At 73.4% G+C, this 15227-nt stretch carries 15 protein-coding genes; 12 read left to right on the forward strand and 3 right to left on the reverse strand.

Translation table 11 applies throughout. The features are described from left to right. The first annotated feature begins 178 nt into the window (after positions 1 to 178). Positions 179 to 1288 carry a succinyldiaminopimelate transaminase gene (gene dapC / locus ACFYL4_RS03245; protein WP_387516090.1) on the forward strand — a complete coding sequence of 370 codons (1110 nt, stop codon included), beginning with the start codon at positions 179 to 181 and terminating at the stop codon, positions 1286 to 1288. A gap of 110 nt (positions 1289 to 1398) precedes the next feature. Here dapC and ACFYL4_RS03250 read toward each other — a convergent pair whose 3' ends face one another. Continuing rightward, entirely contained in the window at positions 1399 to 2286 is an 888-nt protein-coding gene (locus ACFYL4_RS03250) for a hypothetical protein (protein WP_387516092.1), read from the reverse strand. Between the two features lie 286 nt (positions 2287 to 2572). Here ACFYL4_RS03250 and ACFYL4_RS03255 point away from each other — a divergent pair, with 286 nt between their 5' ends. The 3 genes from ACFYL4_RS03255 (at position 2573) to ACFYL4_RS03265 (ending at position 5551) form a co-directional block, all read left to right on the forward strand. Continuing rightward, positions 2573 to 3409, forward strand: a complete 837-nt coding sequence (locus ACFYL4_RS03255) for a 2,3,4,5-tetrahydropyridine-2,6-dicarboxylate N-succinyltransferase (protein WP_357757789.1) — start codon at positions 2573 to 2575, stop codon at positions 3407 to 3409. A 151-nt stretch (positions 3410 to 3560) separates the two neighbouring features. Then, positions 3561 to 4625, forward strand: coding sequence for a succinyl-diaminopimelate desuccinylase (gene dapE / locus ACFYL4_RS03260; RefSeq protein WP_357757787.1), 1065 nt, complete (start codon positions 3561 to 3563; stop codon positions 4623 to 4625). 149 nt (positions 4626 to 4774) lie between these two features. Further along, positions 4775 to 5551, forward strand: coding sequence for a TIGR00730 family Rossman fold protein (locus ACFYL4_RS03265; protein ID WP_387516095.1), 777 nt, complete (start codon positions 4775 to 4777; stop codon positions 5549 to 5551). Positions 5552 to 5648: 97 nt separating this feature from the next. On the opposite strand, the gene ACFYL4_RS03270 is transcribed toward ACFYL4_RS03265, so the two are convergent. After that, complete coding sequence (locus tag ACFYL4_RS03270; RefSeq protein ID WP_387516097.1) at positions 5649 to 6068, reverse strand: hypothetical protein; 420 nt, start codon at positions 6066 to 6068, stop codon at positions 5649 to 5651. Positions 6069 to 6130: 62 nt separating this feature from the next. Between ACFYL4_RS03270 and ACFYL4_RS03275 the strand changes: the two genes are divergently transcribed. The 4 genes from ACFYL4_RS03275 (at position 6131) to ACFYL4_RS03290 (ending at position 9657) form a co-directional block, all read left to right on the forward strand. Further along, a complete protein-coding gene (locus ACFYL4_RS03275; RefSeq protein ID WP_387516099.1) occupies positions 6131 to 6763 on the forward strand; it encodes a hypothetical protein in 633 nt (210 codons plus the stop codon). Between the two features lie 175 nt (positions 6764 to 6938). Next, positions 6939 to 7538, forward strand: a complete 600-nt coding sequence (locus tag ACFYL4_RS03280) for a hypothetical protein (RefSeq protein WP_387516101.1) — start codon at positions 6939 to 6941, stop codon at positions 7536 to 7538. A gap of 353 nt (positions 7539 to 7891) precedes the next feature. Continuing rightward, the gene (locus ACFYL4_RS03285) at positions 7892 to 8059 is read left to right on the forward strand and encodes a DUF3117 domain-containing protein (RefSeq protein ID WP_014909697.1); all 168 of its coding nucleotides are present in this window, start codon (positions 7892 to 7894) and stop codon (positions 8057 to 8059) included. A 107-nt stretch (positions 8060 to 8166) separates the two neighbouring features. Then, positions 8167 to 9657 carry a leucyl aminopeptidase gene (locus tag ACFYL4_RS03290; RefSeq protein ID WP_387516104.1) on the forward strand — a complete coding sequence of 497 codons (1491 nt, stop codon included), beginning with the start codon at positions 8167 to 8169 and terminating at the stop codon, positions 9655 to 9657. 126 nt (positions 9658 to 9783) lie between these two features. Here the strand turns inward: ACFYL4_RS03290 and ACFYL4_RS03295 are convergent, their stop codons facing one another. Further along, entirely contained in the window at positions 9784 to 10374 is a 591-nt protein-coding gene (locus tag ACFYL4_RS03295) for an O-methyltransferase (protein ID WP_357757921.1), read from the reverse strand. Positions 10375 to 10692: 318 nt separating this feature from the next. On the opposite strand from ACFYL4_RS03295, the gene sigE reads away from it, so the two are divergent. The 4 genes from sigE (at position 10693) to ACFYL4_RS03315 (ending at position 15148) form a co-directional block, all read left to right on the forward strand. After that, entirely contained in the window at positions 10693 to 11319 is a 627-nt protein-coding gene (sigE, locus tag ACFYL4_RS03300; protein ID WP_357757771.1) for an RNA polymerase sigma factor SigE, read from the forward strand. Beyond that, complete coding sequence (locus tag ACFYL4_RS03305) at positions 11316 to 12104, forward strand: zf-HC2 domain-containing protein (protein WP_387516107.1); 789 nt, start codon at positions 11316 to 11318, stop codon at positions 12102 to 12104. Before sigE ends, ACFYL4_RS03305 begins: the two co-directional genes overlap by 4 nt. 47 nt (positions 12105 to 12151) lie before the next feature. Continuing rightward, on the forward strand, positions 12152 to 13177 hold the full coding sequence (locus ACFYL4_RS03310) for a transcriptional regulator (protein ID WP_387516109.1): 1026 nt from the start codon (positions 12152 to 12154) through the stop codon (positions 13175 to 13177). A 258-nt stretch (positions 13178 to 13435) separates the two neighbouring features. Beyond that, positions 13436 to 15148: a S1C family serine protease gene (locus tag ACFYL4_RS03315; RefSeq protein WP_387516111.1), complete on the forward strand. Its 1713-nt coding sequence runs from the start codon at positions 13436 to 13438 to the stop codon at positions 15146 to 15148. The last annotated feature ends 79 nt before the right edge of the window (positions 15149 to 15227 follow it).

The following is a 15227-nucleotide window of genomic DNA, read 5'->3' on the forward strand; positions in this document are numbered from 1 at the left end:
CACGGCAGCGCGTGGGTCTGCGGGGGGTCGGCGGGCGGCCCCCGCGGGGGCGGGGGGGGGGGGGTTGGGGTGGGGGGGGGCCGCCGGGGGGCCCCCCCCCCCGGGGCCCCCCCGCGACGCTGTCGTGCGGGGCCTCCCCAGACCTGAACGGCCCGAGAACCGAATGGAGAGTGCACCGATGGGTGAACGTCGACCGGTGACCGATCGGCTTCCGACCTTCCCGTGGGACCGACTGGCGCCCTACAAGAGAACGGCCGCCGCCCATCCGGACGGGATCGTCGACCTGTCGGTCGGTACCCCCGTCGACCCGGTGCCCCCGAACCTGCGCGCGGCTCTGGCCGACGCCTCCGACTCGCCCGGCTATCCGCTGACCTGGGGCACGCCCGAACTGCGCGCGTCCATCCAGGACTGGTTGGAGCGCCGACACGACGTGCGGGTCGCGGACGGAGCGGTGCTGCCCACGGTCGGCTCCAAGGAACTGGTGGCGTGGCTGCCGACCCTGTTGGGTCTGGGCCCCGGCGACACCGTCGTGCACCCCGAGCTCGCGTACCCGACCTACGACGCGGGCGCGCGCGTCGCGGGCGCCACCCCGGTGGCCTCGGACAGCCTCACCGCTCTCGGCCCGGCCGACGTCAAGCTCCTGTGGGTCAACTCGCCCGCCAACCCCACCGGCCGGGTTCTCGGCAGGGACCACCTGCGCAAGGTGGTCGAGTGGGCGCGCGAGCGCGGCACGATCGTGGCGTCCGACGAGTGCTACCTGGACCTGGGCTGGGAGGACGCCGAGCCCGTCTCGATCCTGCACCCGGACGTGTGCGGCGGGTCCCACGCGAACCTGCTCGCCCTGCACTCGCTGTCCAAGCGCTCGAACCTGGCCGGGTACCGGGGCGCCTTCGTCGCGGGCGACCCCGACCTGGTGGCCGAGCTGCTCGCGGTGCGCAAGCACGCGGGCATGATCGTCCCCGCTCCCGTGCAGGCGGCCATGCGGGCGGCGTTGGACGACGACGCCCACGCCGCGGAGCAGAAGGAGCGCTACCGGGCCCGCCGCACGCGGCTGCGCGCGGCGTTCGAGGGCGCGGGCTGGAGCGTGGAGCACTCCGACGCGGGTCTGTACCTGTGGGCCAGCCACCCCGACCACGACGCGTGGGGCGCGGTCGCGGCGCTGGCCGAGCGCGGTGTGCTGGTGGCTCCCGGAGCCTTCTACGGTCCGACCGGTGAGCGCCACGTCCGGGTGGCCTTCACCGCCACCGACGAACGGGTCGGCGCCGCGGTCGCCCGCCTGGCCGAGTGACGGAAAGGGGGGCGGCCGGTCGGCCGCACCCCCTGGTGCGGGGGAGCGCGTCCCCGAGGGGCGCGCTCCACGCCGTGACGCGTCCCGGACGAGCACGCCCGGGCCGCCACCTACCTCAGGACGACGCGGCCGCCGGTGTCCTGGTCGCGGTCCCCGATCTCGGTCCACGCCTGGGCCCCGTCCATCCCGTCCGAGGCGCGCCACCGCTGGTCCCCGTACGTCACCGACGTGATCCCGTACCCCTCGGCGTGCACGACCGCCCACTGGGCCATCGCCCAGCCGAGGTCGCCGGTCCGGGGTTGCTCCCCCTCGGGGACGGGCAGCTCCGCCGGGTCGGTGCCGAAGACCCGGGCCATCTCCTCCTGGGCCCCGGCGACGTCGGCCTCCCCGGTACGCAGCGCCTCCACGGTCTCCTCGTCGAACCAGCAGGTCACCATGCCCCCGCCGCGACCGCCGAAGGCCTCGGCCATGTCGGCGGACAGGTCCTCGTGCTGGTCGTAGGCGAATCCGTGGGCGCTGCGCTGGACGCTCTGGGCCGCCTCGTAGACGGGCAGGTCCTCCCACCCTCCGACCTCCACCAGCTCGTCGTAGAACGAACGGCTGGAGTAGACGGGGTCCAGGATCTCCTCCGGCTCACCCCACTCCTGCGAGGGGCGCTGCTGGAACAGGCCGAGGGAGTCGCGGTCGCCGTACTCCACGTTGTAGAACGTGGACTCCTGCCACACCGTCGCGAACGCCACCGTCACCGCCTCCTCGGGCAGATCGCGGCTGAAGGCGACACCGCCCACGGTGGCCGCGTTCGCCGCCTGGGTGATCTCCATGTCGTAGCGGCCCTCGGCCAGCTGGAGGCGGCAGCCCGGGTCGGGCCGCTCGCGTGTGTCCAGCGGCTCGAACGTGGTCATCACGTAGTAGCCCCCGGCCACGAACAGTCCGCAGACGAAGGTGAGGATGAGGAGGATCTTGGCGAACGCGGAGAACGTCCTGCGTTTACTGGGCACGGGCGAACCAAGGGTCGGCGACGGGTGGAGCGCACCGGTCGCGGACTCGAGGGGAGGTCCGAGGCGGTGTGCTGGGCGCGCCGGGCCCCTTGCGGAGGCGGTCCCCGGACGGGCCTCGGCGAAAGTGTAGTCTGCGCCGCGATCACTCCTGGGAACGCCGCCCGGGGCGTGTGTTCCAGGGCTGTTCGGGGCCGCTGCGCGTGGTCGGCACGAGTGGCCAACGGCTCACGCGGAGCGGGCGGGGCGCAGACGACCCACCCCGGGCGAGCGGCTAACGTGGGTTCACATGACCAGCTCGTACACCAGCCCGCTGCCCGACCAGATCGACGAACTCTGGGAGCGGCGCTCCGAACTGACCCCCGACCACTCCGAGGCGCGCGCCGTCATCACCGGCGCCATCGACCAGATCGACGAGGGCAAGGCCCGCGTGGCCTTCGTCGACCCGGCCACCGACGACGTGGTGGTCGACGAGCGCGCCAAGCGCTCCATCCTCCTCGGCTTCAAGGTCCTGGACATGAAGGAGTCGCACGTCGGCGACTTCTACCACCACGACCGCATGCCGCTGAAGACCCGTTTCGACGGGGTCCGCGTCGTCGCGGGCGCCATCGCCCGCTGGGGCTCGTTCCTGGCCCCGGGCGTCGTGCTCATGCCGTCCTTCACCAACATCGGCGCCTACGTCGGTTCCGGCACCATGGTCGACACCTGGGCCACGGTCGGCTCCTGCGCGCAGATCGGCGAGAACGTCCACCTGTCCGGCGGCGTGGGTGTCGGCGGCGTCCTGGAGCCCCCGCAGGCCTCCCCGGTGATCATCGAGGACGACGCCTTCCTGGGCTCGCGCAGCATGGTCGTCGAGGGCGCCCGCGTGCGCAAGGGCGCCAAGCTCGGCGCCGGCACCATCCTCACCTCGTCCACGCGCGTCTTCGACGCCGAGACGGGCGAGGAACTGGCACGCGGCGAGGCCCCGGCGTGGTCGGTGTGCGTGACCGCCAACCGCACCAAGAGCTTCCCCGGCGGCGACTTCGGCATGCCCGTCCTGCTGGTGCTCAAGCGTCTGGAGGAGGGGCAGGAGCACGACAAGCTCGCCCTGAACGACCTCCTGCGCGAGCACGGCGTCAACGCCTAGGCTCCGTACCCGAGCGCGCACCGGCGACGGCGCGCGCGCCCGCGCACCGACGCGGGCGGGGCGTCCTCCCGTCCGGGAGGGCGCCCCGCCGTTGTTCTAGGGTGGCCATGCGCGAGACCACCCACCCACCTCACCGAAACGGGGCGACACCATGCTGGACCTGACCTCGGACGTGGCGGACCTGACCGCCGCCCTCGTGGACATCCGTTCCGAGAGCGGGGACGAGACGGCCCTCGCCGACGCGGTCGAGAACGCCCTGTCCGCCCTGACCCACCTGACCGTGACCCGGGACGGCGACGCCGTCGTGGCCCGCACGGACCTGGGCCGAGGCCGCCGCGTCGTGGTCGCCGGACACCTCGACACCGTCCCGATCGTGGACAACGTCCCCTCCCACGTGGACGGCGATCGCCTGTACGGCTGCGGCACCACCGACATGAAGTCGGGTGTGGCCGTCCAGCTCAAGCTGGCCGCGCTGGTCACCGAGCCGGTCCACGACGTCACGTACGTCTTCTACGACAACGAGGAGGTCGACGCGGTCCGCAACGGCCTCCTGCGCCTGAGCCGGAACCACCCGGAGTGGCTGGCCGGGGACTTCGCGATCCTCATGGAGCCCACCGACGGCGTCATCGAGGGCGGCTGCCAGGGCACCATGCGCGTGGACGTCACCGCCTACGGCAAGCGGGCCCACAGCGCGCGGTCGTGGAAGGGCGAGAACGCCATCCACAAGGCGGGCGCGATCCTGGACGTGCTGCGCGCCTACACCCCCCGCCAGCCCGAGGTCGAGGGTCTGACCTTCCACGAGGGGCTCAACGCCGTGTACGTCGAGGGCGGCGTGGCCGGAAACGTCATTCCGGACGAGTGCGTGGTGCGGGTGAACTACCGGTACGCGCCGGACCGGTCCCCGGCCGACGCCGAGGCGCACCTGCGCGAGGTGTTCGCGGGCTTCGAGGTGACGGTCACCGACTCCTCCGCCCCGGCCCGCCCCGGCCTGGACGACCCCTCGGCGGCGGCGTTCGTCACCGCGGTGGGGGAGGGGCGGGCGCGCGCCAAGCTGGGCTGGACCGACGTGTCCCGCTTCTCGGAGCTGGGCGTGCCCGCCGTGAACTACGGGCCCGGCGACCCCATGCTGGCCCACACGCGCGACGAGTACGCGAGCATCGCGCAGATCCGCGAGGCCGAGGAGCGCATGGTGGCCTGGCTCACCGGTCGACGCTGACCGAGGGGGCCCGAAGGGGTGACGCCGCGCACCGCGCACCGCCCACCAGGAGTTTCCGCCCTGGTGGGCGGTTCCGTGTCCGCTACCGGTCACCGGGCCGACACGCGTCGTTCGGGTGTGGGGCGGCCACGGGTGGATAGCTTTACGACATGACGGAAGAAGAGAACGTGAGGCGTGCCGGACCGCTCACCTACCGCGGCCGCGCGATCCCCGACACCACCACGGACCAACGGCTCCTCGACCGGCGCGGCCCCGCCGACTGGGTGCACACCGACCCCTGGCGCGTGCTGCGCATCCAGTCGGAGTTCGTCGAGGGCTTCGGCCTGTTGTCCGAGCTCCCCTCCGCCGTGAGCGTGTTCGGTTCGGCGCGGATCAGGCCGGGCACCGAGTTCTACGAGCTGGGCGTGCGGGTGGGTGCCAAGCTGGCCGAGGCCGGGTACGCGACGATCACCGGCGGCGGCCCCGGGATGATGGAGGCGGCCAACAAGGGCGCCCAGCAGGGCGGCGGGCTCTCGGTGGGCCTGGGCATCGAGCTCCCCTTCGAGCAGTCGCTCAACCCCTACATCGACATGGGGATGACCTTCCGGTACTTCTTCGTCCGCAAGACGATGTTCGTGAAGTACTCGCAGGCCTTCGTGGTGCTGCCGGGCGGGTTCGGCACCCTCGACGAGCTGTTCGAGGCGATCACGCTCGTGCAGACCAAGAAGATCACCCGGTTCCCGGTGGTGCTGATCGGTACCGAGTTCTGGGGCGGTATGCGGAGCTGGGTGGAGGACAGCCTGCTCAAGCACGGCCTGATCGCGGACCACGACATGGAGCTGTTGTACGTGACCGACGATCCCGACGAGGCGGTGCACATCGTGAAGCAGGCGCACCTGCACCTGGAGAACCGGTTCGAGCGCGACGAGCCCGGACCGGCCAGCTAGACCCGAACGGGGCCCGGACCGGTCCCGTGGGTCCGGCCCCCCCGGACCGGAGGGCGGTCCGGAACCCGCGCCGCTGCGCCCCGGCCCCCGGCGCGCCTCAGGCCAACCCCCTGCGCGCGGCGGCGGGCGGACGTTCGCCGCGCACCGACGCGACCATGTCCAGGGCCCGCCCGACCCGCTCGGGGTGGGCGGTGACGAACACGCGCGCTCCCGCCCAGGCGTACAGGCTCGCCAGGGCCACCTCCTCGGCCGCCGCGACCGGGACCGCGCCCGCGATGCCCGGCGGGGCCGGGGGCAGGTCCGTTCGCGGCTCCTCGCCCTCCGGCGGCGTGCAGCGGACCAGGACGGAGTGGCCCTCGGCCGCCAGCTCCTCGACCCGGGCGACGGGCGGACGGTGACCGGCGTCGACCGTCCACGGTGTCGCGGGCGCGCCGTCTCCGGCGGGGGGAGCGCAGGGGGCGTCCCCTGCGGCGGGCGCCTCCGGGGGCGTCAGGACTCGGAAGGGTGCGTTCGACACCCGCAGAGTCTCCCACGCCCGGCGCTCCCTCGGGAGCGCGGCGGTGTGGCACGATCGGTCCCGTGCCTTTCTTCATCATGATCCTGGTCGCCGCAGCCGCTCTCGCCGTCCTCGTCGGAGTGGTCTTCGTCGTGCTCGGCAAGGGCGGTCAGCTCGCCCGGTTCGAGGCCGACTTCCCCCCGCTCGACCTGCCCGAGGGGCGCCCGGTGGGCTCCCGCGACCTGGCCGGTCTCCTGGTCCCCCTGTCGATGTGGGGGTACCACGTGCGGGCGGTCGACGAACTGCTGGTGCGGCTCACCGCGACCCTGCGCGAACGCGAGGAGCGGATCGAGGACCTGGAGTGGCGGCTGGCCCGGCTGGACCCGTCCTACGTGCCCCGGGGCACGGGACCGCGTCCGGGCGCGTACCTGCCCGGCCAGGACGAGCTCGACGGCTCTCCGGAGGGGGAGGTGGCGGAGGGTGTGAGGCTGGTCCCGGCCCCCATGGCGCACCGCGCGTCGGACTACGCGCCGGATCACGCCCCGGAGGAGGCCGGTGCCGCCGACCACCGCGTGGCGACCGCCGAAACCTCCCCCGAATATCTGTCCGAAACCACCCCCGAGGCGGGGTGGGAGTCCGCCGCGGAGTCGGTCGCCGGGGCCGCTCCGGAGGCGGGTGACACCCCGGTGGGCGGGCGCGGCGACGACCGCCCCTGACCCCCTACGAGGACCCCGTGGCGTCCCGGCGCGCCCGGGCCGGCTATGCCGTGCATCACATCCGTCTCGCCCTTCTTGGTCGGATGTGGTGCGTTCGGGTGTTCTATTCTCGGTCGCTGTACATGCGTACCCCCTGCTCCGCCGGAGCGGGTGGACCGTCGTGAGGATGGCGAGGATGGACTCAGCACCCGAACTCCGGGCGGGCTCCGCGGGCGACCCGGGGGACGACCCCGCCCCGGGGAACCCCTCCACCCCGGTGCGCCAGATGTCCCTGTGGCCGCCGCCCCGCTCGAACCGGCACACCGGCAGGCGCCGCCGCCAGGTCGCGCGGACCGCCGTGGCCCTGGCCGCGCTGGTGCTGCTCGGCGGCGGCGGTTACGCGGCCTGGTCCCACCTGGACGGCGCCCGCGAGGACACCGTCACCACCATGTCCGACCCCGAGGCGTTCGTGGGCGCCTGGTCCGGGCGGATGAGCCAGGTCGACACGGACGGCACACCGGTCGCCGAGTGGGACGCCGAGGTGCGGATCGAGGACGGGGCCCAGCGCGGCAGCACCGCCTGGACCACCTTCTCTTGCTCCGGGACCCTGGACCTGTCGGCGCGCGACGGCGACCGCCTGGTGTACTCCTACACCGAGACCGCCGACCCGCAGGACCGGTGCGTCGACGAGTCGGAACTGACCCTGTGGCCCGGCCCGGACGGGCGGATCAACGCGGAGTGGTCCTCCGTCACCCGTGAGGGGACCCGGATGGTCTCCACGGGAATCCTGGACTGACCCGGTCGCCGTGAAGGCGCGGGGCGGCCCCGGAGCGCCCCCTTCTCGGGGCGACGGGACCGCACGGACGCGCGCGCACCGCGCGGGTTTCGGTCAAGACCGATATAACCTTACTGACCAAAGATTCCACGCCGGTGGGCGCGCACGAGAGCGCCGGGCTGTCGCCTGGCGCACACCCAGGGGTCAACCTCCGAGATAATGGTCCAGGAGTGATTCCCGACCCCCGAGCCACGCGGGCGCGAGTCACACGGAACCGGCGGACGGTTCCGGAGCCGAGACGTACCCGCGGATCGGCGTCGGTGCTGTGGGTCGGCTCCGGCCACCTGCGAGGAACACCTAGAAAGGGGAATGGCATGGCGGCGATGAAGCCGAGGACCAGCGACGGGCCGATGGAGGTCACCAAGGAGGGTCGCGGCATCATCATGCGGGTCCCGCTCGAGGGCGGCGGCCGTCTGGTCGTGGAGCTCACGCCGGACGAGGCGACCGAGCTCCGGGACGCGCTCCAGGGTGTCGTCGGTTAGTCCGGTACCACTCGTCCCCCACCTGGGCCGGAACGCCCTGACGACCCCCGAGGTTCCACACCTCCCACCCGCGTGAACCTCCCCGAGTGAACGATTGTGAGCGGCCTGTGCCATTCGCCACGGAGATCCACCCCGTACCGGGGACCCTCGCCGATTCCACCGCGGACCTGCTGGTCCTCCCCGTACGCGCGGGCGAGGAAGGCCCCGAGGCGGTCGACGGGGTCACCGACGGCGGACTGACACAGGTCCTTCCGTCCTCGCTCGCGGACCTGTTCACGCACTACGCACTCACCGGCAAACCCGGTGAGCTCTGCCAGTTCCCGGTGTCCCGGGACGGGGGCCTGGTGCGCCTGGCCCTTCTCGGAGTCGGATCGGGTGCCCCCGACGACCTCCGGAAGGCCGGTGCCGCCCTCTCCCGGGCCGCACGGGGCAACGAGCGCGTCGCCGTGGCCTGGCCCGGCGCGGACGACGCGGCCGCCACGGCGTTCGCCGAGGGCGCCCTGCTCGCCTCCTACACCTTCACGTACAAGACCACGGCGCCCCCGAGGTCGCAGCGCCCCGCACCCGCGATCGACGTGGTCGGCGACGTCTCCGCCCTCTCCGGGCCGCTGGGTCTGGGCACCACCCTGGCCGCGGCGACCGCCCTGGCACGGGACCTGATCAACACCCCCTCGTTGACCAAGGACCCCGAGTGGATGGCCGCCCGCGCGCGTGAGACCGCCGACGGGTCCGGGCTCGGCGTGCGGGTGTGGGACGAGCGGGAGCTGGAGGAGGAGGGCTTCGGCGCCATCCTCGGCGTCGGCCAGGGCTCGTCGCGGCCGCCCCGGCTGGTGGAGCTGTCCTACACGCCGGAGAACCCCACCGCGCACGTGGTGCTGGTCGGCAAGGGCATCACCTTCGACACCGGCGGGCTCTCGCTCAAGCCCAACGACAACATGAAGCTCATGAAGACCGACATGAGCGGTGCGGCGATCGTGCTGGCCGTCCTGTCGGCGCTGTCCTCGGTGGGCGCGGGGGTCCGGGTCACCGGTCTGCTGGCACTGGCCGAGAACGCCCTGTCGGGTGACGCCACCCGCATCGGCGACGTGCTGACCACCTACACCGGCCGCACCGTGGAAGTGCTCAACTCCGACGCCGAGGGGCGCCTGGTCCTGGCCGACGCCATGGGCTACGCCAGCACCCGACTCGTCCCGGACGTCCTGGTGGACGTGGCCACCCTGACCGGCGCGGCCAAGCTCGCCCTGGGCACCGGCACGGGCGCGCTGTACAGCACCGACGACGCGGTCGCCGCCCAGATCGAGGCGGCCGGGGCCGAGGCGGGCGAGCCGCTGTGGCGCATGCCGCTCACTGAGGAGTACCTCCCGACCACCCGGTCACGGGTGGCCGACCTGGCCAACATCGGCACGCGCGGCGGCGACTTCGGTCCGGCCGGGGCCACCGACGCGGCCCTGTTCCTGCGTGAGTTCACCGGCGGCCTGCCCTGGGCCCACCTGGACATCGCCGGTCCGGGCCGGTCCATGCAGGAGAGCGGGCTGCTCACCAAGGGCGGTACGGCCTTCGCCACCCGCACCCTGCTGCGCTGGCTCGCCCAGCGGTAGCGCCTCCGGTCGGCGACGACCCGGCCGCGGGCCCGTGTGGACCCCCCTCCGCACGGGCCCGCCGCATGAGGGGCCGCGCCGGGCCCGTTCCGGGAGGCGGGCCCCGGGCCCCGCGCTGCGCGGCCCCTACGGGCGGATGGCGGCGAGCAGGCCCTCGCCGACCGGTACCAGCAGCGGGATGAACGCCTCGTCCTCCCGCATGCGCTGCATCACCTCGCGTACCGCGACCTCCGCCGCGCCCGGAACCCGCAGCGGGCTGTCCGGTTCGGGGGGCGTGGCCAGCACGGCGTTGAACACCACTACCCCGCCCGGGCGCAGCAGCCGCAGCGCCTCCTCCAGGTAGGCCGGGTACGACTCCGGGTCGGCGTCGACCGACACCATGTCGTACCCGCCGTCCGTCAGCCGGGGCAGCACCTCCAGCGCCGCTCCTCGGATCAACCGGGCCCGGCCCGCTCCGAACCCCGCCCGGGAGAACGCCGAACGCGCGTAGTCCAGGTAGGCGGCGTTGACGTCGACGGTCGTCAGGATGCCCTCGGGGATCATCCCCCTGAGCAGCCACAGGCCCGACGTGCCGCACCCGGTGCCGATCTCCACCACCGCTCGCGCCCCGATGGCCGCGGTGAGGAACCGCAGCGCGGCCCCGGTGGCGGCGTCCACGGGCGAGGCGGCGGCGCGCACCCCGGCGTCGTAGGCGTCCGCCAGCGGCCCGTCCCCCATGGCGGACTCCTCGAACCGAGCCTGCTCGGTCCGGACCCACGCGGTCCGGGCCACGCTCTCTTCTGCGCTGATGACGGCCTCCCAAGCACTGCTGAATGTCATGGCCAGGCGCTCTGACCGGGGGATCGTCACCCACCGTAGAATGGTGGTAGCGGCCAGGTATGTCCCTGTGCAGAAGACTAGCCTGATCAGGCCGCAACTCCGAGTGTGGCGGCGGGAACTTCATCGACCCCTCCGACGTTGAATCGGGATGAACGCACGTTGATCGCCACGAAGTGAACGCCCCCCGACCCAGCCCTCGCGTGGCACATCAGCGGGATGAAGGGAGCAGCGGTGCCAGAGACCGGCCCTGCCGTCGAGTTCGAGGCATGGGAACCCCCGAGCTGGGAAGAGGTCGTGCGCGTCCACTCGCCGCGCGTCTACCGACTGGCCTATCGCCTCACCGGGAACAAGCACGACGCCGAGGACCTCACCCAGGAGGTCTTCATTCGTGTGTTCCGCTCCCTCGCCAACTACACCCCCGGCACCTTCGAGGGGTGGCTGCACCGCATCACCACCAACCTCTTCCTCGACATGGCCCGGCGTAAGGCCCGCATCCGCTTCGAGGGGCTGGCCGACAACGCCGACGAACGGCTGGAGGGCCGCGAGCCCTCACCGGCCCAGCGCTACGACGACCGGCACTTCGACGCCGACGTCCAGAGCGCGCTGGACGCCCTGCCCGCCGAGTTCCGCGCCCCCGTCGTGCTGTGCGACATCGAGGGCCTCTCCTACGAGGAGATCGCGGCGACGCTCGGCGTCAAGCTGGGCACCGTACGCAGCCGTATCCACCGGGGGCGCGCCCAGCTGCGCCGCGCCCTGGAGCACCGCAGGTCCCTGGCGGCCGCGGCCGGCGCCGAGGGGGCCGACGGCGGCACCGCCAACGTCAAGCTCGGGGAGGCGGAGTGAGCAAGGACCACCTCGGGGAGCGCCTCTCGGCGCTCATCGACGGAGAGCTGGGGGCGGCCGAGCACGAGCGCGCCCTCATCCACCTGGCCAAGTGCGAGTCGTGCCGCTTCGAGGCCGACATGATGCGCAGACTCAAGCGCAGGCTCACCGGGCTCGGCGAGCCCGAACCCAGCATGGACTTCATGGGGCGCCTGATGTCCCAGCCGGGCCTGGGAGGGCCGGTCCCCGGGACACGTGATCGGGGTGATCGCGGTCCCTCGGACCCACCGCCGACCGGCCCTTTCGGCTCCAGCCCTCCGCTGGGTCACACCCGCCCGCTGGGGGGCTTCCCCACCGGCGGCCCCCTCATGTCGGGGGCGGACCGGCCGTCGTACCCGAGCGAACCGGTGCCCGAGTCCGCGCGCACCCGCCCGGGCACCGCGACGTCCGAGGACCGGCGGAAGCAGCCGCGGACCCGGCCGGAGCGGTACGTGCCGCCGAGCCCCGAACCCCGGGGTGGCGGAGACCGGTTCTCCCACCTGCTGCCGCACTTCTCCGGCGGACGCTACGCCGTCGCCGGTCTGGCGGTGGCGACGGCCCTGCTGGGGAGCGCGTTCGTGGCGGGTGGTGAGGGTGACGACGCGCCAGTGGTCGAGCCCCGCCTCGCCGACTTCGCGGTCGAGCACGCGGTGACGAGCCGCCAGATCCCGGTGGTGGAGCCGCTGCCCGCCGACCAGCCGCCGTTCGAGCCGCTGCCCGTCGCGGCGGAGGGCGCCCCCTCGGGCTCGACCGAAACGACCCGGTGAGGTCTGGCAGACCCTCTTCCGGCCCGAACCCCGCCCCCGGCCCAGTGGTGGCCGCCGCGCTCCTGTGCGCCCTGGTGCTCACCGGTGCGGTGCATCCGGACGCGACAGCGGTCCCGGCCGAGGGGGAGGACCACGGCATGGCCGTACTGGAACGCGCCTCGGAGGCCCACGGCCGCGTGCCCTACACGGCCGTGCGCGAGGTGCGCGGACCCGAGGGAACCCCACGGGACGGGGTCGACGTGCGTGTGGTCCACCGGCCCGGTTCGGGGCTGGCCATGTCGCCGCTGGGGGAGGAGGACGCGCAGTCGGCCTTCGTCGTGCTGGCCTCCTCGGCCCTGGAGTCCCTCGACGAGCGTCTGCTGGTGGTGCTGGAGGAGACCTACCGGGTGGTGGACGCGGGCCCGGACACCCTCGACGGGAGGTCCGCGCGGCTGGTGGAGGCGCTGCGGGCGGACTCCACGGTGGCGGGGCGGTTCTGGGTGGACACCGAGACCCACCTCCTGCTGGGCCACACCGTCTACGACCGCTCGGGCGCAGAGGCGTTCAGCAGCCACCTCACCGACCTCAGCCCGGGGGAGGGCGCCTGGCCGGACGGGGTCCCGGGCGACTCCCCCTGGGGCGACGCCCTCGGCCACGGGGAACGGCAGCGGCTACGCGAGGCGGGCTGGGTGCTGCCCGAGCACCTGACCTGGGACCTGCGGTTGGTCGACACCCGCTCCAAGCGCTACGCGGGGGAACGGGTCGTGCACGCCGTCTACTCGGACGGACTCTCCCAGGTGTCGGTCTTCGCCCAGCGCGGGAAGCTGGGAACGGAACATCCCTCCACACTTGGTAACGGATACGCCGGAACCGGGACGGGGGGTGGTGGCGTCACACCAGGAAACGACACGATCTTCGGCGGGGACGTGGGTCAGTACCAGAGCGTGTGGCAGGCGAACGGATTCGTCTACACGGTGCTGGCCGACGCCCCCGCGGACCTGGCCTCCTCGGCGGTGGCCGCGTTGCCAGGACCCGAGGACTCCGGCTTCTGGGCCAGGGTGCTGCGAGGTCTGTCCCGGCTGGGCCTGCTCTAGGGCCCCGCCGCCCGGCACGGGGCGCGTGCCGGGACCGAAGCCGAGCGAGCAACGGAGCAGGTCTTGAGCCAGGACAACGACCGTTCGGAACCCGTCGAGGGGCGTACCCGGCCCTCGCCGAACGGCGGCGCGCCACATCCGGGAGCGTCGGACGCGCCAGACCCGGGGCAGGGGTCCGCCGGTGCGTGGACCGCCCCGCCCCATCCGCAGGGAGCCCAGCCTCCCCCGACCTCGCCGACTCCCGGCGGCGGAGGCCCCATGCACCCCCACCAGCCCCCTCACGGAGACCGCCCCCAGGCGGGAGGGACCGAGGACCCGCAGCAGCCGCTCCAGCCCCAGCAGGCCTCGGGAGCACAGCGGCCCCATGATGGTCAGGCTCTCGGGCAGCCGCAGTCGCACGAGTACCCGCAGGCCCCGGTGTCACAGCAGTCTCAGGGCGCCCAGCAGCCTCACGAAGGCCAGCAGGAGCGCGCCGCCCAGCAGGCCCGGGCGGCCCAACAGGGGCAGGCGGGGCAGCAGACTCCGGCATCCTTCGGTGCGCAGCAGAATCAGCAGTCCACGGGGGCCCAGCAGGCGCACGGCGCGCAGCAACCCCAGTCACACGCGGCGCAGCAGGCACAGACGTCCCAGCAGTCCCTGGCCGCCCAGCAGGCGCACGCGTCCCAGCAGGCGCACAACGCTCAGTGGCTCCAGCCCAACGCGTCCCAGCAGGCCCAGGCCACGCAGCAGGCGTACACCGCCCAGCAGGCCTACGCCCGCCAGACGCAGCAGAACCCCTTCGCGCAGTCCTCCCAGGGCGCGGCCACGCACGGGCATTTCGCCGCCCCGCCCGGAGCCACGGCCTCCCACCCCCCGACCGCTCCCGAGCAGCCGCCGCGTCGCGGCAAGCGCGGAGTCCCCCTCTGGGCGGCCCTGAGCGGCATGCTGGTGATCGGCCTCATCGCGGGTGGCGCGGGCGGGCTCGCCGGAGGGCTCCTCGGCCCCGACCAGCAGGCGGCCCCCGAGAACAAGACGGGGCCCACCATCAACGAGCCCCCGCCCGAGGCGCCCGAACGCGCGGCCGACACCATCGCGGGAGTGGCGCAGAGGGTCAGCCCGAGCGTCGTCTCGCTGCGCAGCGCGGGCGGACGGGTCGGAGCGACCGGCTCCGGCTTCGTCATCGCCGACGACTACGTCGTCACCAACGACCACGTCTCCGCCCCCCTGGAGGAGGACGGCATCGTGATCGAGTACAGCGACGGCAGCAACAGCCTGGCCACCGTCGTGGGCTCGGACCCCAGCTCCGACCTGGCCGTCCTCGAACTGGAGGACCCCAACGAGGTCGAGCCGCTGGAGTTCGGTGACTCCGACGAGGCGGTCGTGGGAGACGAGGTCATCGCGATCGGCGCGCCGCTGGGCCTGGACGGCACGGTCACCCAGGGCATCATCAGCGCCAAGGACCGGCCGGTCAGCTCCGACGAGGGTGAGAGCCAGTTCTTCGCCCTCCAGACCGACGCGGCGATCAACCCCGGCAACTCGGGCGGCCCGCTCGTCGACGTCCAGGGCCGGGTCATCGGCGTCAACTCCATGATCGTCACCATGGGCGGCGGTTTCATGGGCGAACAGCCGGGCGGCAGCATCGGCCTGGGCTTCGCCATCCCGTCCACGGAGGCGGAGGAGGTCGTCAACCGGATGATCGACCACGGTGAGACCAGCTACGCCGACCTCGGCGTCGTCTTCGACTCCCGGAACCCGGTGATCGGCGCGGCCATCGACGACGACCCCCAGGCGGTCGAGCGGGGCGGGCCCGCCGACGAGGCCGGGCTGGAGCCGGGCGACGTGATCGTCTCCTTCGACGGCCGCAGGGTCAACTCCGCAGGGGAACTCCAGGCGATGGTGCGCGACCGCTCCCCGGGCGAGGAGGTCGAGCTGGAGTACGAGCGCGACGGCGACCGCGAGGCCGTCACCGTCACCCTCGGCGCCAGCGACTGACCGTCCCGCCCCCGGGCACACGACGGCCCCCGGGTCCCAGCGGGACCCGGGGGCCGTACGCGTGTCCTCCGGCCGAACC

The sequence above is a fragment of the Nocardiopsis sp. NPDC006938 genome, from assembly GCF_042869555.1.
Lineage (GTDB): Bacteria > Actinomycetota > Actinomycetes > Streptosporangiales > Streptosporangiaceae > Nocardiopsis.